At 73.0% G+C, this 18247-nt stretch carries 15 protein-coding genes and 1 tRNA gene; 6 read left to right on the top strand and 10 right to left on the bottom strand.

Annotation, left to right across the window (positions count from 1 at the left end; all coding sequences use genetic code 11):
* The first annotated feature begins 11 nt into the window (after positions 1-11).
* Complete coding sequence (gene ydfG / locus WFI16_RS20610; RefSeq protein WP_419899736.1) at positions 12-761, top strand: bifunctional NADP-dependent 3-hydroxy acid dehydrogenase/3-hydroxypropionate dehydrogenase YdfG; 750 nt, start codon at positions 12-14, stop codon at positions 759-761.
* 30 nt (positions 762-791) lie between these two features.
* Here the strand turns inward: ydfG and WFI16_RS20605 are convergent, their stop codons facing one another.
* The gene (locus tag WFI16_RS20605; RefSeq protein ID WP_419899735.1) at positions 792-3239 is read right to left on the bottom strand and encodes a bifunctional diguanylate cyclase/phosphodiesterase; all 2448 of its coding nucleotides are present in this window, start codon (positions 3237-3239) and stop codon (positions 792-794) included.
* A gap of 214 nt (positions 3240-3453) precedes the next feature.
* On the opposite strand from WFI16_RS20605, the gene WFI16_RS20600 reads away from it, so the two are divergent.
* Complete coding sequence (locus WFI16_RS20600; protein ID WP_419899734.1) at positions 3454-6081, top strand: hybrid sensor histidine kinase/response regulator; 2628 nt, start codon at positions 3454-3456, stop codon at positions 6079-6081.
* A 61-nt stretch (positions 6082-6142) separates the two neighbouring features.
* Here the strand turns inward: WFI16_RS20600 and WFI16_RS20595 are convergent, their stop codons facing one another.
* From WFI16_RS20595 to WFI16_RS20580, 4 genes are all read right to left on the bottom strand, one after another.
* Positions 6143-6478: an Hpt domain-containing protein gene (locus tag WFI16_RS20595; RefSeq protein ID WP_419899733.1), complete on the bottom strand. Its 336-nt coding sequence runs from the start codon at positions 6476-6478 to the stop codon at positions 6143-6145.
* Between the two features lie 88 nt (positions 6479-6566).
* Positions 6567-7802, bottom strand: a complete 1236-nt coding sequence (locus WFI16_RS20590) for a multidrug effflux MFS transporter (RefSeq protein ID WP_419899732.1) — start codon at positions 7800-7802, stop codon at positions 6567-6569.
* A gap of 326 nt (positions 7803-8128) precedes the next feature.
* The gene (locus WFI16_RS20585) at positions 8129-8986 is read right to left on the bottom strand and encodes a TIGR01459 family HAD-type hydrolase (protein WP_419899731.1); all 858 of its coding nucleotides are present in this window, start codon (positions 8984-8986) and stop codon (positions 8129-8131) included.
* A complete protein-coding gene (locus WFI16_RS20580; protein ID WP_419899730.1) occupies positions 8983-10044 on the bottom strand; it encodes a quinone-dependent dihydroorotate dehydrogenase in 1062 nt (353 codons plus the stop codon). Before WFI16_RS20580 ends, WFI16_RS20585 begins: the two co-directional genes overlap by 4 nt.
* A gap of 104 nt (positions 10045-10148) precedes the next feature.
* Here WFI16_RS20580 and WFI16_RS20575 point away from each other — a divergent pair, with 104 nt between their 5' ends.
* Positions 10149-10997 (top strand): DMT family transporter, encoded by an 849-nt coding sequence (locus WFI16_RS20575; RefSeq protein ID WP_419899729.1) that lies wholly within the window; start codon positions 10149-10151, stop codon positions 10995-10997.
* A 140-nt stretch (positions 10998-11137) separates the two neighbouring features.
* On the opposite strand, the gene WFI16_RS20570 is transcribed toward WFI16_RS20575, so the two are convergent.
* Positions 11138-11995, bottom strand: coding sequence for a tetratricopeptide repeat protein (locus WFI16_RS20570; protein ID WP_419899728.1), 858 nt, complete (start codon positions 11993-11995; stop codon positions 11138-11140).
* Between the two features lie 71 nt (positions 11996-12066).
* Here WFI16_RS20570 and WFI16_RS20565 point away from each other — a divergent pair, with 71 nt between their 5' ends.
* The 3 genes from WFI16_RS20565 to hemA all read left to right on the top strand — a co-directional run bounded on the left by WFI16_RS20565 (position 12067) and on the right by hemA (position 14795).
* Complete coding sequence (locus WFI16_RS20565; protein WP_419899727.1) at positions 12067-12939, top strand: SDR family NAD(P)-dependent oxidoreductase; 873 nt, start codon at positions 12067-12069, stop codon at positions 12937-12939.
* Positions 12940-13065: 126 nt separating this feature from the next.
* Positions 13066-13386 (top strand): glycosyl transferase family 39, encoded by a 321-nt coding sequence (locus WFI16_RS20560; protein WP_419899726.1) that lies wholly within the window; start codon positions 13066-13068, stop codon positions 13384-13386.
* Positions 13387-13595: 209 nt separating this feature from the next.
* Positions 13596-14795, top strand: coding sequence for a 5-aminolevulinate synthase (gene hemA / locus WFI16_RS20555; RefSeq protein ID WP_419899725.1), 1200 nt, complete (start codon positions 13596-13598; stop codon positions 14793-14795).
* Between the two features lie 90 nt (positions 14796-14885).
* Here the strand turns inward: hemA and WFI16_RS20550 are convergent, their stop codons facing one another.
* From WFI16_RS20550 to WFI16_RS20535, 4 genes are all read right to left on the bottom strand, one after another.
* Positions 14886-16166: a TRAP transporter large permease gene (locus tag WFI16_RS20550; RefSeq protein WP_419899724.1), complete on the bottom strand. Its 1281-nt coding sequence runs from the start codon at positions 16164-16166 to the stop codon at positions 14886-14888.
* Positions 16167-16182: 16 nt separating this feature from the next.
* Positions 16183-16758, bottom strand: a complete 576-nt coding sequence (locus tag WFI16_RS20545) for a TRAP transporter small permease (RefSeq protein ID WP_419899723.1) — start codon at positions 16756-16758, stop codon at positions 16183-16185.
* Positions 16755-17750, bottom strand: a complete 996-nt coding sequence (locus tag WFI16_RS20540; protein WP_419899722.1) for a TRAP transporter substrate-binding protein — start codon at positions 17748-17750, stop codon at positions 16755-16757. Before WFI16_RS20540 ends, WFI16_RS20545 begins: the two co-directional genes overlap by 4 nt.
* A gap of 277 nt (positions 17751-18027) precedes the next feature.
* Positions 18028-18102, bottom strand: a tRNA-Val gene (locus WFI16_RS20535).
* Positions 18103-18247 lie beyond the last annotated feature (145 nt).

Raw genomic sequence — 18247 nt, 5'->3', positions numbered from 1 at the left:
GAGCTTCCGCCATGCTGATTCTCGTCACCGGCGCCACCGCCGGCTTCGGCGCCGCCATCGCCCGCCGCTTCGCCCAGGACGGCGCCCGCATCATCGCCCTCGGCCGCCGCGCCGAGCGGCTGCAGGCGCTGGCCGCCGAGCTCGGCGAGGACCGCGTCCATCCGCTGGCCCTCGACATCCGCGATTCGGCCGCCATCGCCGCCGCCATCGCCGGCCTGCCGGCCGAATGGTCGGAGATCGACCTGCTGGTCAACAATGCCGGGCTGGCGCTGGGGCTGGAGCCGGCGCAGCGCGCCAGCCTCTCCGACTGGGAGACGATGATCGACACCAACACCAAGGGGCTGGTGGCGATGACCCATGCGGTGCTGCCCGGCATGGTCGCGCGCAACCGCGGCCATGTGGTGAACATCGGCTCGACGGCGGGCGAGTTCCCCTATCCGGGCGGCAATGTCTATGGCGCGACCAAGGCCTTCGTCCGCCAGTTCAGCCTGAACCTGCGCGCCGACCTGTTCGGCACCGCGGTGCGGGTGACCGATATCGAGCCAGGCCTGGTCGGCGGCACCGAATTCTCCAATGTCCGCTTCGGCGATGATGCCAAGGCCGCGGCCGTCTACCAGGGCACCGAGGCGCTGACGCCGGAAGACATCGCCGACGCGGTCCACTGGGTCGCCAGCCGCCCGGCGCGGGTCAATGTCAACACGCTGCAGGTCATGCCGGTCTGCCAGAGCTTCGGGCCGCTGCGCGTCAACCGCGGCCAGTGACCGCCCTGCCGGCGCAGCGGGCCGGTCGCCTCAGGCGACCCGCTCCTGCCCCGGCAGCGCCAGGGCGGCCAGCGGCGCCGGGCGGCCGAACAGATAGCCCTGCGCCTGGGCGCAGCCTTCGTCGCGCAGGCGCTGCAGCTGCTCCGCCGTCTCGACGCCCTCGGCCAGCACCGGCACGCCGAGGCCCTGGCCCATGTCCAGCACGGCGCGCAGGATGGCCAGCGCCTGGGCACTCTCGCCGATCTCGCGGATGAAGCTGCGGTCCAGCTTGATCTTGTCGAAGGGGAAGGAGCGCAGCGTCCCCAGCGAGGAATAGCCGGTGCCGAAATCATCCATGGCGATGCCGACGCCGAGCGCGGTGATCTGCCGCAGGATGTCCAGCGCGCGGCGGCTGTCGCCCATCAGCGTGCTCTCGGTGATCTCGAGCTCCAGCCGGCCGGGCGGCAGGCCGCTCTCCGCCAGGGCGCTGGCGACCATGGCGGGCAGGTCCGGGTGGCGGAACTGGACAGGCGAGATGTTCACCGCGACCCGCCCCAGCCGCGGCTCGGCCATGGCGGCGCGGCAGGCCTCGCGCAGCGCCCATTCGCCGAGCGGCAGGATCAGCCCGCTCTCCTCGGCCAGCGGGATGAAGCGGTCGGGCGGCACGAAGCCCTGCGCCGGGTGCTGCCAGCGCATCAGCACCTCATGGCCGAAGCCCTGGCCGGTGGCGACCAGCACCTGCGGCTGGAAGAACAGCATCAGCTCGCCGGCGGACTGGGCGCCGCGCAGATCCTCGGCCAGGCGGCGGCGCTCGCGCACGCGGGCATCCATGCCGGCCTGGTAGAAGCAGGTGGCGCGGCCGGGCACGACCTTGGCGCGCTGCAGGGCGATATCGGCATTGGCCATCAGCGCCTCGGCATTGGCGGCATCCATCGGATAGAGGGCGATGCCGATCGCCGCGGTGACGGCGATGCTGGCGCCGCCGATCTGCTCCGGCTGCTCGGCCAGGGCCTCGATGCCGCCGAGCAGGGTGGTGACGTCGGCCTCCTCGGCGAAGGGTAGCAGGACGGCGAACTCGTCGCCGCCGAGCCGCGCCGGCACGCCGCCGGCCGGCAGCAGTGCGGCCAGGCGCTGGGCATAGCCGCGCAGCACCGCGTCGCCGGCGGCATGGCCGTAGAGGTCGTTCACCGCCTTGAAGCCGTTCAGCCCGATGCGCAGCAGGGCCAGGCCCGGGGCCGGCGCGGCCGGGCCGGCGGCGCGGCGCAGCGCGGCGTCGAGCTGCTGCACGAAGCGGGTGCGGTTGGCCAGCCCGGTCAGGCTGTCATGCAGCGCCAGGTGGATGATGCGCTGTTCCTGGGCGCGGCGCTCGCGCAGGTCGCGCAGCACGAAGACCTGCTTGCCCGGCTGCGGCACGTCGTCGCGCACCAGCACCTCGACATCCAGCGGCCGGCCATCGGGACGGTGCAGCAGGGTTTCCCGCAGCACCGGGCCTTCGTCGGACGTGCCGCCCGCTCCGCTGCCGCCTGGGCCCAGCTGCGGCAGCAGGGCGCCGGGCAGCGGCAGGCCGATCAGCGACTCGCGCGGCAGGCCGCTCATCGCCTGGAAGCTGGCATTGGCCTCGAGGATGCAGCCATCGCGCACCACCGCCAGCCCCTCCAGCGCCGAATCGGCCAGGCGGCGCAGGCGCAGCACCCCGTCCTCCTCGGTGCGGCGGTCGATCATGTGCGCCGCCGCCGCCGAGGCCGCGACCATCAGCCCGACCGCGCCGATCACCAGCGCCAGCGCGGCGGCGTCCTGGCCGTCATGCCCCAGCGGCACCGGCAGCACCTCGATCGCCGCCATGCCGGTCAGGTGCAGGCTGAGGATGCCGATCGTCAGCGCCAGCGTGCCCGCCAGCCAAGCCGGCACGGCGCGGTCCGGCCGCAGCCCGCCGGCCATGGCCAGCGTGGCGAGCCCGATGCTCAGCCCGGCCGAGGCCGCGACATAGGGCCAGGAGAACAGCACCAGCCCGTCCTGGCCGAAGGCGGTGAGGCCCAGATAATGCATCACCGTGATCCCGCCGCCGAGCAGCGCGCCGCCGGGCAGCAGCTGCCGGGTCCAGCCGGGCCGCGCCTCCGCGGCGGGCCCGCCCGCCGGGGGCGGGGAAGGGGACGAGGCGGGCGCGGGCTCCCGCGCCACGGGCCGGCGCGCCGCCAGGGTGAAGCCGCCGACCGCGCAGGCGACGGCGATCAGCAGGGAGGCGAGGGTGGGCAGCGGCCGGAAGCCCAGGCTCTGCCCGGGCAGATAGGCCATCATGGCGATGAAATGCGTGCACCAGGCGGCGGCGCCGGCGGCCATGCCGCCGAGCAGCAGCCAGCCGTCGCGGCTGCGCGGCGCCGCCTGCAGGGCGCGCCGCAGCAGGCCGATGGCCACCGCCGAGCCGGTCAGGCAGACCAGGGCGGCCAGCAGCAGCAGGCCGCGGTCATGCGCCTCCGCCAGGCAATTGTAGATCCTCAGCACCGCGACAGCCTCTCCTGACCGCCCTTGCCGGCAGCGGCGGCGCGCCGGTCCACCGCGCCGGCGCAAGAATGCCGCCCGACGCCTTTCTCAAGACCTAGCATTCATTGCTGCATTGTTTACGGTGCCGCCGTCGAGGGAGGCGCTGCGGCAATCTGCCGGGCAGGCTCCGGTGGCGCCTCGCCAAGCTCTAGCCTGACTGCCATGATGATGGTCGATGATCCTGCGCCTTGAGAGCCTGGTCAACCGCTGGCGCCGCTTCCTCGGCCTGCGCCCGCTGCGCCCCTCCGAGCCGCGGCCCTGGCGGCTGTTCGGCGTCGCCGCCGTGACCGTGCTGCTGTGCCTGGCCGGCTTCCAGTCGCTGGTGCAGTCGCGCAGCGAGGCCGAGGGCAGCTATCGCGGCACCCGCCTGGCCGAGGGCGTCGTCACCCTGGTCGCCGACCAGCTCTCGCAGCAGCTGGAGCGCGTCGACCGCGCCCTGCTCGAGCTCGCCCAGCAGCAGGGCGCGGCGCCCGGCGCCGACCCGGCCGAGACGGCCCGGCAGCTCGCCGCCATCGCCGCCGAGCTGCCGGTGCTGCGCGGCCTGCTGCTGACCGATGCGCAGGGCCGCGTCGCCCAGGCCAGCCAGGAGGCGATGCTGGAGCACAGCCTGGGCGCGCGCGACTGGTTCCGCCTGCTGCGCATCGGCGGCCAGGCGCTGCGCAGCGGCCCGCCGGAAGCGGGCCGGTTCCTCGGCCCGACCGGCGGCGGCACCCCGGCCAGCATCGCCGCCACCGGGCAATGGTCGATCCCGCTGGCCCGCCCGGTGCTGGCGCCGAACGGCGCCTTCCGCGGCGCCGTGGTGGCGCTGCTCGACCCGGAGGCGCTCGGCGCCCAGCTCGGCCGCGCCGGCGCCGCCTTCGTGGTGACGCTGCGGCTGCACAGCTTCAACGGCCTGCTGCTGGCGCGCTCCGACGGGCAGGCGCAGGGCATCGGCGTGCTCAACGCCAATGCCTGGCCGTTCCGCAACTTCCTGCCGCGGCGCGAGAGCGGGGTGTGGGAGGGGCTGGACCAGGAGGGGGTGGAAGGCTTCGCCGCCTTCACCCTGACGCGGCCCGGCCTCTTCGTGGTCGAGGCGATGCGCGACCGCGACGCCGCCATGTCCTTCGCCCGCAGCATCCGCCCGCTGATCTACACCGCCCTGGCGGCGATGGTCGGCATCATCCTGGGCGGCTTCTGGCTGCTGGCGCGGCAGGCCTCGACGCTGCAGCGGCAGGGCGCCGCGCTGGCCGCCAGCGAGGCCAGCGCCCGCGCCGGCGGCCGCGCCAAGGAGGAGTTCCTGGCCGCCATGAGCCATGAGATCCGCACGCCGATGAACGGGGTGATCGGCATGGCCGGGCTGCTGATCGACACGCCGCTCGACCCGGTGCAGCGCCGCTATGCCGAGACCATCCGCGGCAGCGCCGAGCACCTGCTGGTGCTGCTGAACGACATCCTCGACTTCTCCAAGCTGGAGGCGGGGGTGATGGAGCATGAGCGAATCGCCTTCTCGCCCGAGGCCGAGATCGCCACCATCGCCGAGCTCTTCGCGCCGCGCGCCGCCGCCAAGGGGGTGCAGCTGTTCTGCGACCTGGCGCCCGACCTGCCGGCCGAGATGCTGGGCGACCCGGCGCGCTTCCGCCAGATCCTGTTCAACCTGGTCGGCAATGCGGTGAAGTTCACCGAGAGCGGCTGGGTGAAGCTGGAGGTCGAGGCGCTGCCGTTGCCCGCGTCACCCGCCGGCGGACCGCCCCCCTGGCGGCTGGTCTGCACCGTCGCCGATACCGGCATCGGCCTCGATCCGGCGCGCATCCCGCAGCTCTTCGAGCGCTTCACCCAGGCCGATGCCTCGATTAGCCGGCGCTATGGCGGCACCGGCCTCGGCCTCGCCATCTGCCGCCGCCTGACCGAGCAGATGGGCGGCGGCATCAGCGCGGCGCCACGGCCCGGAGGCGGCAGCCAGTTCCGCTTTCACCTGGAGCTCGGCCTGGTCGCGCCGCCGCTGCCGCCCGATCCGGCGCTGCAGGGCCAGCGCGTGCTGCTGGCGCTGCCCTCGGCGGTGGAGCGTGAGGTGATGCAGCGCCAGCTCGCCGGCCTTGGCACCCGGCCGCACGCCGCCGAGCCGCTGGCTGCCCTGCCGCTGCTGCAGACCGGGCTGGCCGAGGGGCGGCCCTTCACCCTGGTGGTGCTCGGCGATGGCGAGACCGGGCGGGAGGGCCTGGCGCTGGCCCGCCGGCTGCGCGCCGGGCTCGGCGCCAATGTGCCGGCGCTGCTGCTCTGCACCGCGGCGGCCCAGGCCCTCGAAGGCGTGACGCCCGAGGCCGGGCCGGTCCAGGCGGTGCTGCTGAAGCCCTGCCTGCCCGGCCGGCTGCGCGAGGCGCTGCGCCAGGCCCTGTTCGCCCCGCAGGCGCCGGCCTGTCCGGCCGCGCTCCCGGCCGGCCTGCCCGCCCTTGCCGGCACGGCGGCGGCGGAGGGCCAGGCCGTGCTGCTGGTCGAGGACAACGCCACCAACCAGGCGGTGATGCGCGCGCTGCTGCAGCGCCAGGGCTGCCGCGTGACGATCGCCGAGAACGGCGCCGAGGCCCTGGCCCGCGCCGCCGAGGCTGCCTACGACCTGATCCTGATGGATCTGCAGATGCCGGTGATGGACGGGCTGGAAGCGACGCGGGCGATCCGCGCCCGGCCCGGGCCGAACCGGGCCGCCCGCATCATCGGCCTGACCGCCGCGGTCGGCGCCGAATACGAGGCGCAATGCCGCCAGGCCGGGATGAACGACTACCTGCCGAAGCCGCTGCAGCGCGAGGCCTTGCAGCGGCTGTTCGCCTGAGGGTCCAGGCTGGCCTTGAGGGTCCAGGCGGGGCGGCGATGCCGCCCCGGGCCCGCAGGCTTCAGAGGCTGGCGACCAGCGCGGCCAGTTCCGCCAGGGCGGCGCCGGCGGCGTCCCCGAGCTGCGGCAGGAGGATGGCCGGATCCGGCCCGCCCGCCGGCTGCATCGCCTGCCGGGCCAGGCTTTCCAGCCGGCGGGCGCCGATCGCCCCGGCGGCGCCGGCCAGGCCATGCGCGCCGCGGCGATAGCCTTCCAGGTCGCCGCTGCCGGCCGCCTCGCGCATCTGCGCCGCCAGCCGGGCCAGGTCGGTCTCGAAGGTGCGCAGCACGGTGGCGAACACCTCGGCGGGGAGGTCCTCCGCAAGCTGCCGGGTGATGTCGGGGTCCAGGGCGGTCACGGCGCGAAGGTTGCAAACCCGCGCACGGCGGTCAACGCGGGGCGCGAAAAAGCGGGGGGGATATGCCCAAAAAATTGCGACGGCGATCCTAGCCGCGCTGCTGCTGCGCGCGGTCGACCTGGTGCAGCCCGATCTGGGCGCCGATGGCGCAGGCCGCCATGACGGCGGCGGTGGGCAGGCCGCTGCCGCTCTCCAGCGCGCCGGTGACCAGGGTCATCACCGCGCCGAAGCCCATCTGCAGCGCACCGACCAGACCCGAGGCGGTGCCGGCGAGCTGCGGCTTGACGCTGACCGCGGCGGTCACCGCGTTCGGCTGCGACACGCCATTGCCCAGCGCCACGATGGTCATCGGCAGATAGAAGATCAGCAGCGACAGCGGCAGCAGGGCCTGGCCGGCGACGCCCAGCAGCGCGCCCAGCGTGCTGACCAGCAGGCCGATCTTCAGCATGCGCGCCAGGCCGAGCCGCGCCGAATACCGCCCGGCGATGAAGGAGCCGGCGCCGAAGGCGAAGGAAATCGTCATGAAGGCCAGGGCATAGCTGCGCGGCGTGTGGTTCAGCCCGTCCATCAGCACCTTGGGCGCGCCGGCCATGAAGGCGAAGAAGACGCCGGTGGTGCAGGTGGTGATGGCGGCGTAGCAGCGGAAGCTGCGGATGCGGGCGAGCTGCAGATAGGCCCGGGCGATGCCCGAGAGCCCCGGCAGCGGCTGCGGCACCGCCAGCGTCTCCGGCAGGCGCAGCGCCAGCAGGGTCAGCGCGGCGCCGAAGGCGACGCAGGCCAGCATGGTCGAGCGCCAGCCGAACAGGGCTGTCAGCTCGGCCCCCAGCAGCGGCGCCAGCATCGGCGCCACCGTCATGCCCATCATGACGAAGCCGACCTTGCTGGCCGCCTGGTCGCGCGGAAACACGTCGCGGATGATGGCGCGCGTCAGCACCATGCCGGCGCAGCCGCCCGCCGCCTGTGCCGCCCGCGCCACCGCCAGTGCCCCGATGCTCGGCGCCAGGAAGGCCGCCAGCGAGCCCAGCGCATAGACCGCCAGCCCCACCAGCAGCACCGGCCGCCGTCCGAAGCGATCCGACAGCGGCCCGTAGATCAGCTGCCCCAGCGCGATGCCGACCAGATAGACGGTCAGCGTCATCTGCGCGCTGGCATAGGGCACGGCGAAGACCCCGGCCAGCAGCGGCAGCGAGGGGATCAGGATCTGCATGCTGAAAGGGCCCAGCCCCATCAGCAGGGTCAGCAGCCAGGTGGTCGGCACTCGGCGGGGGGCAGGGGAGGGCGCCAGCTCGGGCGGCAGGTCCTGGGCAAGGTCGCGCGGGCTCATAACCCCGAGCTTATGGGCGGGGGCGCCGGAGGCCCAGGCAAGGGGGTGCCCTGAGCCATGCCCGGATCGCAGGGCAGGGGGTCGACCGGTCGTGGGGCTGGGAAAGAAGGTGGTTTCGACGACGGGAGACAGGAGAATGAAAAGCCAGAACAGGGGCAGGTTGGGGGAATGAATTCCCCCAAGCCCCCTTCTTTTTTCTGACTACCGGCCGTTGAAAGACCGGCGCCTCGAGGGCGGCGTCATCAGGGCTTCACAGCGGGACTCTGAGTGTTCATACGGCGTCCCGCTTTGCCGGAAGACAGCGGCAGCCTGCCGCTGTCTTCTCTCTACCAGCGCAGGCTGCGCAGCGCCGCGATCGGCGAAACGCCTTCGCGCTGCGCCTCGGCGGCCAGGGCTTCCGCCGTGGGGTTCGGCCCGAAATGGTTCAGCGCCAGGCCGGTCAGCGCCCAGACCGCGTCGATCCCGGCATTGGCGGCGCCCAGCAGGTCGGTGTGCGGCGTGTCGCCGATGGCGACGATCTTCGCCGGCGGCAGGGCCAGGGTGGAGAGCACGGTCTCGTAGACCATGGCGTCGGGCTTGCCGATCTCCAGCACGTCGCCGCCATGCTCGAGATAGACATCGGCCAGCGCGCCGGCGCAGATCAGCCGCTGGCCGGAGACCATGACGGCGCGGTCCGGGTTGGTGCAGAGCATCGGCAGCTTCGCCGCCGCGCATTGCGCCAGCAGGTCGCGATAGGGCGCGACGCTCTGCGGGCCGCGCTCGGGGTCGGGGCCGGTGTTGAGCAGGAAATCGGCCTCGGCGGGCGAGGTCGCCAGGGTGATCGGCAGTTCCTCGATCACCGAGAGGTCGCGCTCCGGGCCGATATGGAAGGCGCGGTTGCCCAGGCGCGAGAACCAGGGGTGCTTGCGGTCGCGCAGCAGGGTCCAGGCCACCTCGCCGCTGGTGACGATGCCGTCGTAGAGGCTGGATTCGATGCCCATCGCGGTCAGGCTCCTGGCGACGAACCAGGAGCGGCGCGGGGCATTGGACAGCAGCACGATGCGCTTGCCGCGCGCGCGCAGTTCGCGCAGCGCCTCGGGCACGCCGGGATAGGGCGCGGCGCCGTCATGCAGCACGCCCCAGATGTCGAGGACGAAGCCGTCATGGCTCTCGGCGAGCGGCGCGACGCTTTCCAGGATGTTCATCGGGCGTCGGCTCCTACGGCCTCATGGACATGGGCGAAGCCGTCGCGCTTCAGCAGCGCGGCCAGCTCCCGCTTGATGCGCGGCACCAGCACCGGGCCGGCATAGGCGAAGGCGGCATACATCTGCACCAGCGCGGCGCCGGCGCGGATCTTGGCATAGGCCTGGGCGCCATTGCTGACACCGCCGCAGCCGATCAGCGTCAGCCGGCCGGCGGCGAGGCCATAGACCCGACGCAGCAGCGCGGTGGAGGGCTCGAACAGCGGCTGACCGGACAGGCCGCCGGTCTCGGCCTTGTGGGCGCTCTGCAGGCTGGCCGGGCGGGCGATGGTGGTGTTGCTGACGATCAGCCCGGCGACGCCGTTCTGCACGCAGGTCTCGACCAGGGCAGGCACCGCGTCGTCGGCCAGGTCGGGCGCGATCTTGACCAGCACCGGTGGCTGCCGCTGCATCGCGGCGCGCACCAGGGCGACGGCGGCCAGGATGGCGGCGAGCTTGGCCTCGCCCTGCAGGTCGCGCAGCCCCGGCGTGTTGGGGGAGGAGACGTTGATCGTCACGTAATCGGCGAAGGGGGCGACGGCGGCATAGAGCGCGGGATAGTCGCGCTCCGGCTCGGCGCCCTCCTTGTTGATGCCGATATTGGCGCCGAGCACCGCCGGCAGCGGCCGCTTCAGCGCCGCCAGCCGGCTGGCGAAGGCCTGCACGCCCTCGTTGTTCATGCCCATGCGGTTGATCACCGCCGCGTCCTCGGGCAGGCGGAACAGCCGCGGCTGCGGATTGCCCGATTGCGGGCGCGGCGTGCTGGTGCCGGGCTCGACCAGGCCGAAGCCCAGCCGCATCAGCGCGGCGACCGCCACCGCATCCTTGTCGAAGCCGGCGGCCAGCCCGATCGGGTTGCGGAAGTCGAGGCCGAGCGCGCGCGTCGCCAGCACCGGGTCGTCGGTGGAGGAATCGGCGCCGGCCAGGCCGAAGGCCAGCGCCTTCAGCGCCAGGCGGTGGGCGCGTTCGGGGTCCATGCCGCGCATCAGCGGCATCAGGGCGGAGGCGAGGGCAGGGGTCATGGCCCGCCGCTTGTGCCCTGGCCCGCCGCGCAAGGAAAGGGTGGGAATTGACGCGGCCGCGCCGGCGCCGCAGAAGCCGGCCTTGAGCTCGGGGGGAATGCGCGGTGCAGGGTTCGGTGCTGATGCTGGCGGCGCTCGGCCTCTTCGCCACGCTGGATGCCAACAGCAAGCTGCTGGCCGGTTCCTATACCGTGGCGCAGGTGGTGCTGATCCGCCACCTGGTGATGCTGGCGCTGCTGTTCGGCGGCCGCGCCCTGCGCCCGGGCCTCGGCGGCGAACTCGGGACCCGCCACCCCTGGCTGCACCTGCTGCGCGCCGCGGCGATGCTGGGCTCGGCCATCGGCTTCTTCCAGGCGCTGCGCGAGATCCCGCTGGCCGAGGGCTACCTGGTCTATTTCACCGCGCCCTTCATGACGCTGGGCCTGGCCGCGCTGGTGCTGCGCGAGGCCATGCCCGGCCGGGTCTGGCTGTGGAGCGCGGTCGGCTTCAGCGGCGTGCTGGTGGCCATGGCGCCGGGGCTGCAGGCCGGCGGCAGCCTGCTGGCCTATGCCTATGCGCTGCTCGGCACCGTCAGCTACGCCATCGTCCTGACGGTCAACCGCTGGCTGCGCCACGAGGCCGGGCTGTCCAAGCTGATCCTGTGGTCGGCGCTGCCCGGCGCCCTGGTGCTGGCCCCCTTCGCAGCGATGGAGTGGGTGCCGCCCAGCGCGGGCGACTGGCTGGCGCTCTCGGCCAATGGCGTCTTCGCCGGGGCGGCGACGATCTGCCTGTCGGTCGCCTTCCGCCGCGCCAGCGTGGCGCAGCTGGCGCCGCTGGAATTCTCTGCCCTGGTCTGGGCGATGCTGGCCGACTTCCTGCTGTGGTCGAGACTACCGGAGATCACCACCCTGGCCGGCGGCGCCATCGTGGTGGTGGCCTGCCTGATGAGCCAGCGGGTGCAGAAGGAAGCCTGAAGTCTTCTCTCAGACTGCCGTGCCCCGCCGTGATGCCCGGGTGGTGGTGCCGTTGTGGCGCAGGTCCGGTCACGACCGGCCAGCAGAAAAAAGAAGGGGTCCAGGGGAATTCATTCCCCTGGCCTACCCCTGGGCTTTTCTCAACGCCGCCGCGGCCCCGCCTCGTTGAGTGCCAGGTTCTGCATCGCCAGGTCGGCTGCCGCGCTGTCCGGGGCGAGGGCGATGGTGCGTTCCCAGTCTTCCTTGGCGCCGCGCGTGTCGCCCTTGAGCTGGCGCAGGATGCCGCGTTCCAGCAGGGCTTCCGGGTGGCGCGGGTCCAGCGTCAGCGCCTGCTGGACATCGCGCATCGCGTCCTCGGCGCGGTCCAGGTGGCGCAGCGCGGCGGCGCGGAACACCCAGGCCTCGGTGCGGCTGGCATCCGTCGCGATGGCGTGGTCGAGGTCCTGCAGCGCCTCGCCGTAGCGGCCCATGGCGCCGGCGGCGATGGCGCGGTCGACCAGCAGCGCCGTGTCGTTCGGGCTCAGGCTGAGCGCCAGGGTGGTGGCGGCATAGGCGCGGGCGGTGTCGCCCGCCATCATCCAGGCCTGGGCGGCCTGGGCGTAGATCGCGGCACGGGCCGGGGCGCCGGCCTGGGAGCTGCTGGCCAGGCGCTCGAGGCGGGGGGCGGCGCGCTCGGGCTCGCCCAGCGCCAGCAGGCCGAGCGCCATGCAGTGGCGGGCGGGGTCGCCGCCGCCCTTCTCCTCCCACTCGCTGGCGCGGGCCAGGGCGCCTTCCGGGTCGCCGCGCAGCAGGCCGAGGCAGGCCTCGTATTCCGGGCTGTCGGCCAGGCGGGGGGGCTCGGGGGGCAGCGGCAGCGCGGCGTCGGCCGAGGGCGCATGGCCGGCCTCGGCCGCTTCCGGCATGGCTGGCGCATGCAGCAGGAAGGCGCCGCCGGCAAGCGCGGTCAGCATGGCGGCGGCGAACACGCCCAGCAGCGCGTTGCGGAAGGGGGCTCGCATGGCCGCCACTCTAGCCTCCGCCGCGGATCAGCGCCACATGGTCTCCATCACACTCGTGGAGGTCGGGGCGCATGCCGCAAAGCCTGCTGATTCTGGGGTTGGGATTCGCCGGCCGGGCGGTGGCCAGGGCGGGGCTGGCGGTGGGATGGCGGGTGGCGGGGACGATGCGCGCGCCGACGCCCGGGGCGGCGATTCCCGGCGTGACGCTGCTCGCCTTCGATGCCGCCGGGCCGGCGATCGGCGAGGCCACCCATCTGCTGGTCACGGCGGGGCCGGAGGGGGAGGGGCAGGACCCGGTGCTGGCCGCCCATCAGGCGGCGATCGAGGCCGCCGGCGCGCTGCGCTGGATCGGCTACCTCTCCACCACCGGCGTCTATGGCGATCGCGGCGGCGGCTGGGTCGACGAGGCGACGCCGCCCGCCCCGGGCCAGGAACGCTCGCGCCGGCGGCTGGCGGTGGAGGAGCAATGGCGGGCGCTGGCCGGACGGCGCGGCGTGGCGCTGGACCTGTTCCGCACCGCCGGGATCTATGGGCCGGGGCGCAGTGCGCTGGACGAGGTGCGGGCCGGCCGGGCGCGGCGGGTGGACAAGCCGGGCCACCACTTCGCCCGCATCCATGTGGAGGACATCGCCGCCGCGGTGCTGGCGGCGGCCTCGCGGCCGGCGGCCGGCGCGCGGGTGTTGCACCTGGCCGATGACACGCCCGCCGCCAATGCCGATGTGGTGGCCGAGGCGGCGCGGCTGCTCGGCGTGGCGCCGCCGCCGCTGGTGCCCTTCGCGCAGGCGCTGGCCGGCATGTCGCCGATGGGCGCCAGCTTCTGGGCGGAGAACCGGCGGGTGGCGAGCCGCGCCACCCAGGCGGCGCTGGGCCTGGCCTGGCGCTATCCGAGCTATCGCGAGGGGCTGGCGGCGATCCGGGCCGCCGAGGCGGTGGCAGAAGAATAGCGCGCAACTCATCATTAAAACCGATACCGGAAATTCGAAAATCGCGTTTCCAATCGATCGGTATAGAGGTCATCTTCCGGGCAACCGCAGGCCAGCCCTGCCTCACTGCTCTCAAGGATGACCATCATGATCCGCATCGCCGCTCTCCCCGCCCTTGCCATCGCCGCCGGCCTGGCGCTCGCCCCCAGCCTGTCGCAGGCCCGCGACCTGCTGGAGAACACCAACAACGCCTCCGCCACCGGCAGCCCCTTCGCCTATGCCATGCCGGTGACCCGCGCGGCCGAGCAGGGCGCGCCGCTGGTGGTGGGCAATTCCGCCGCGCCGCAGGGCAGCCCGCTGGGCGTCGTCGTCGCCACCACCCAGGCCCATTCGGCCGGCCTGCCGCAGGCGGTGGGCAACTCGGCCAGCGCCTCGGGTGGCTTCGGCACGGGCCGCATCCGCGGCTGAGTCGACGATCCGGGCGCCTGAGGCCCGAGGCCCGCGCGGAGCCCCCCGACTGACCCCCCTCCGCCGGGTCCTCCTCCCCCTCTCGGGCTGAGGGCCGCCGGGATCGACCAGGACAGGGCCGGAGCAGCGTGGCTGCCCCGGCCCTGACGCATTTCCGGCCCCGCTTTTCCGCGGCTGCGGCCGGCGCGACGCTGGACTATCTATCCGCCATGAACACCCGCCAGAGCCTGCTCGACCACTGCGCCACCCATCTCGGCGGCCTGCGCGCCGAGGGCCGCTACCGCGACTTCGCGCAGCTCGAGAAACTGGCCGGCCGCTTCCCGCGCTACCGCTGGCACCCGGCGGGCGGCGCCGCGCGCGAGATCACCGTCTGGTCGGCCAACGACTATCTCGGCATGGGCACCCATCCGGCGGTGCGCCAGGCCGCCTGCCAGGCGGCCGAGGCGCATGGCGCCGGCGCCGGCGGCACCCGCAACATCTCCGGCACCTCGCCGCTGCATGCCGCGCTGGAGGCAGAGCTCGCCGACTGGCACGGCAAGCCGGCGGCGCTGCTCTTCGGCAGCGGCTACCAGGCCAACCAGGCGGCGCTTTCTTCGCTGTTGGCCGCGCTGCCTTCGATGGAAGTGTTCTCCGACGCGATGAACCATGCCTCGATGATCGACGGCATGCGGCGCAGCCCGGCCCGCCGCCACATCTGGCGCCACAACGACCTGGCGCATCTGGAGGAACTCCTGGCCGCCGCCGACCCGGCGACGCCGAAGGTCATCGCCTGCGAGAGCGTCTATTCGATGGAAGGCGACATCGCGCCGCTGCACGCGATCTGCGACCTGGCCGACCGCTTCGGCGCCCTCACCTATCTGGACGAGGTGCATGCCGTCGGCCTCTACGGCACGCAGGGCGCGGGCATCGCCGAGCGCGACGCGGCGGCGCAGCGCATCGACATCATCGAGGGCACGCTGGCCAAGGGCATCGGCGTCTATGGCGGCTATATCGCCGGCGAGGCTTCGCTGGTGGATTATGTCCGCTCGGTCGCCGGCGGGCTGATCTTCACCACCGCCCTGCCGCCGACGGTGACCGCGGCGGCGCTGGCCAGCATCCGCCAGATCCGCGCCGATGCTGCCCTGCGCGACCGCCTGGCCGGGCGCGCCGCCGCGCTGAAGGCGGCGCTGGACGCCAGCGGCCTGTCCCGCCTGCCGAGCGAGAGCCACATCGTCCCCATCCCGGTCCCCGGCGCCGACCGCTGCCGCGCCGTCGCCCGCCGGCTGCTGGAAGAGTTTTCCCTGTATGTGACGCCGATCAACTACCCGACCGTGCCGCGCGGCACGGAACGGTTGCGGCTTTGCGCCACGCCGTTCCATGACGACGCGATGATTGAAGCGCTGATGGCGGCATTGAAGGAAGTGCTTTAGCCGGCTGGGGGCTCCGCCCCCAGACCCCCGCCGGGGTGACAGGGTCACCCCGGACCCCGCCATTCCTTGGCGCTCAAGGCCACAGGCGGGTCAGCCGCCGTACCCCGCCACCCGCGGCAGCCACAGCGCGATATCCGGAAAGATGATGAGCAGCGCGGTGCCGAAGGCCAGCATCAGCATGTAGGGGATGATGGACTGGTTGACCTCGGCCAGCGGGGCGCCGGTGATCGCCTTGATCACCACCAGGTTCATCGCCACCGGCGGCGAGATCAGCGCCATCTCCAGGCTGATGGTCAGCAGGATGCCGTACCAGACCTTATCGATGCCGAGCTGCGCCAGCACCGGCAGGATCGCCGGCATGGTCAGCAGGATGATGGAGAAGCTCTCCAGCACCAGCCCCAGCAGGAACAGCAGCACCATCATGGCGATCAGGAAGCCGGTGCGCGACAGGCCCCAGTCGAGCACCAGCGCGGTCAGCTCCTGCGGCACCCGCAGCTTGGTCAGCATGTAGCCGTAGATGGCCGCCGCCGCGATGATCATCAGCAGCATGGCGCTGGTGCGGGTGGCTTCCTGCACGCCGTCGATCAGGTCGCGCCAGGTCATGGTCTTGTAGATGAGGGCGGCGATCAGCAGGGCGTAGAGCGTGCCGGTGCCGGCCGCCTCGGTGGCGGTGAAGATGCCGAGATAGATGCCGCCGAGCACGAAGATCGGCAGCGACAGGCTCCAGCCGGCGCGCCGCAGCGAGACGGCGATGTTCTCGGGCGGCGGGTCGTCGGCCGGGGCCACGGCGCGGCCCTCGGTGATGAAGCAGTAGAGCGCGAACATCACCGCCATCATCAGCCCGGGGATCAGCCCGGCCAGGAACAGCGCGCCGACGCTGGTCTCGGTGACATAGGCGTAGAGCACCATCGGCGCCGAGGGCGGGATCAGGATGCCCAGCGTGCCGCCGCCGGCGACCACGCCGAAGGCGCCTTTCCGCGACATGCCGTAGCGCAGCATCTGCGGGATGGCGATCTTGCCGACCGTCAGGGCGGTGGCGACCGAGGAGCCGGAGATGGCGGCGAAGATGGTGCAGGCGGCGACGGTGGCGATGCCGACGCCACCGCGCACCCCGCGCAGCAGCGAGAAGGCGGCGGCGTAGAGGTCGTCGACCACCCGCCCGCGCACCATCACATGCGCCATCAGCATGAACAGCGGGATGGCCACCAGCAGGTAGCCGTCGAGCTGGCCGATGACGAGCTCGCCCAGCGCCGGCAGCCCGCCCTCGACATAGAGCAGCACGGCGAGCGGCAGCAGGAACAGGGCCGCGAACATCGGCAGGCCGAGATAGAGCAGCACGAAGAGCGCCGCGAGCAGCAGCAGGAAGGTCATGGAATTCGGGCCGCTCTCATTCGCCGCGGGCGAGGGTGTCGCGCGGCAGCTCCTCGGAACCGTCGGGCAGGAAGTCGGGGTCCTGGCCGAGCGCCAGGATCACCGACTGCGCCAGGGAGACCACCAGCAGCAGTGCCGCGCCGAGCGGCAGCATCGCCTGGATCCACCAGACGGGGACGCCCTCGATCTCGGTCATGATGCCGATCATGCGGCTGAACTCCACCGCCTCCAGCCCGGCCGAGAGCAGGATGCCGGCGACGAGGGCCACCGACAGCGTGCCCAGCAGCCGCATGATCCGGGCGGCGCGGCCCTTCAGGCGCTCGGTGAGGACGTCGACGCCGATATGCTCGAAGCGGCGCTGCGCCTCGGGGGCGGCGAGCAGCACCAGGCCCACCACCAGCCAGCCCGCCGCCTTGTCGATCCAGGGCTGCGGCAGGCCGGCGAGATAGCGCGCGCCGACCGAATAGGCGACGAGGACCAGGCAGAGCAGCGTCGCCACGGCGCCGAGCGCGCCGGCCGCCTGGGCGGTGACCGAGGCCACCGCCGACAGCTGCCGCGCCAGCGGGGAGAGGGGCGGTCGCGTGGCGCTCACAACGCGCGCAGCAGCTCGATGGCGCGGGCGCCATTGTCGGGGGCCAGCCGCAGGAAGGCATCGACCACCGGCTTCTGCATGGCGGCCGACCAGGCGGCCTCTTCCGCCGGCGTCTGCTCGTGCACGGTCATGCCGCGGGCGCGCAGCTCCTCGAGCGCCTTGGCGGCGACCTCCTCGGTCACCGGGATCTGGTCGCGCTCGGCCTGCTGGGCCTCGGCCACGATGATGGCGCGGTGCTCGGGCTTCAGCGCGTCGAACCAGCGCGGGTTCACATAGACATGGGTGAAGACGCAGAACCAGTTGGTCACCGTGCCGAACTTCTGGAACTCGTAGAAGCGGCGCGAGACGGCGGCGGAGACATCGGTCAGCCCGGCATCCAGCACGCCCGACTGCAGCGCCTGCGGCACTTCCGGCCCGGGCATCGAGGAGGGGGCGGCGCCCACCGCGGTCAGCGCATGGTCGGTCAGCGCGTTGAGGCCGCGGATCTTCAGCCCCTTGAAGTCGTCGGTGGTGACGATCGGCTTGCGGCCGCTGGTGAAGATGGCGCGGCGGGTGGTGTAGAGCCACATCAGGTTGCGCACCGCGCGCTTCTGCAGCAGGCCTTCCAGGTGCTGCGCCACCGGCGAGCCGGGGAACTTCCTGATCCGCTCCAGCCCGGTGAAGAGATAGGGCAGGGTGATGACGTTCATCTCCGGCAGGGTATTGCCCCACTGGAAGTTCACCGCCGCCGCCGCCTCGAAGGCGCCCCGGGCAACAGCCGGAAAGTTCTCGCCGGCGCGGGCCAGCTGCTCGGCCGGGAAGACCTGCACGTCGATGGCGCCCTGGCTCTTCGCCTTCACCCGCTCGGCGAAGGCATTGAGGATGCCGGCATGTTGGTGGCTGGGCGGATACTGGTGCGACAGGCGCATGGTCACCGCGGCGCCCTGGGCACGGGCAAGGGCCGGTGCGGCGAGGCCGGCCGCGGTGGCCAGCAGCAGGTGGCGGCGATGCATGGCGTTCCCCCGGGGCATCTCGTGAATGGCCGCTGGTGTGCGGCCCAATCCGCCAGGGGTCAAGACAGTGCCTTTCTTACTTTCGGCAAGGCTGGCCCGACGGGCCTGCATGTTTCTTTCGGAAGCATCGGGCCCGGCGCAATCTCCGGGCTGTCCCGGCCGGCAGGGGGGGCGCCGGCTGCCCGCGCCGCTCCGGCGGCCGGACGCGCGACATCGCCCGCAAGGCGCCGGGCCTTCGGGCGAAACGGAGCGGATTGTCGGGGGGATGAACCGGGAGTGGTGGGCGCGACAGGGATTGAACCTGTGACCTTCCCCGTGTCAGGGGGACGCTCTCCCGCTGAGCTACGCGCCCTCACCGGTGGGGCGGCTAACTAGCGCGGCGACGACGGGCAGGCAAGGGCTGGCCGCGAAACAATCGCAATTTCTTCCCGGCCCGCGGGCGGCCGCGTGGCCGGTCGTGACAGCGGCCCTGGGCTGTGGCTTGATGGCCGCCGATC

Origin of the sequence: Roseomonas sp. USHLN139, assembly GCF_037145735.1 — a bacterium.
Lineage (GTDB): Bacteria > Pseudomonadota > Alphaproteobacteria > Acetobacterales > Acetobacteraceae > Pseudoroseomonas.
The sequence above is the reverse complement of the archived record's forward strand: the minus strand, read 5'-3'. Positions and strand labels throughout refer to the sequence as shown.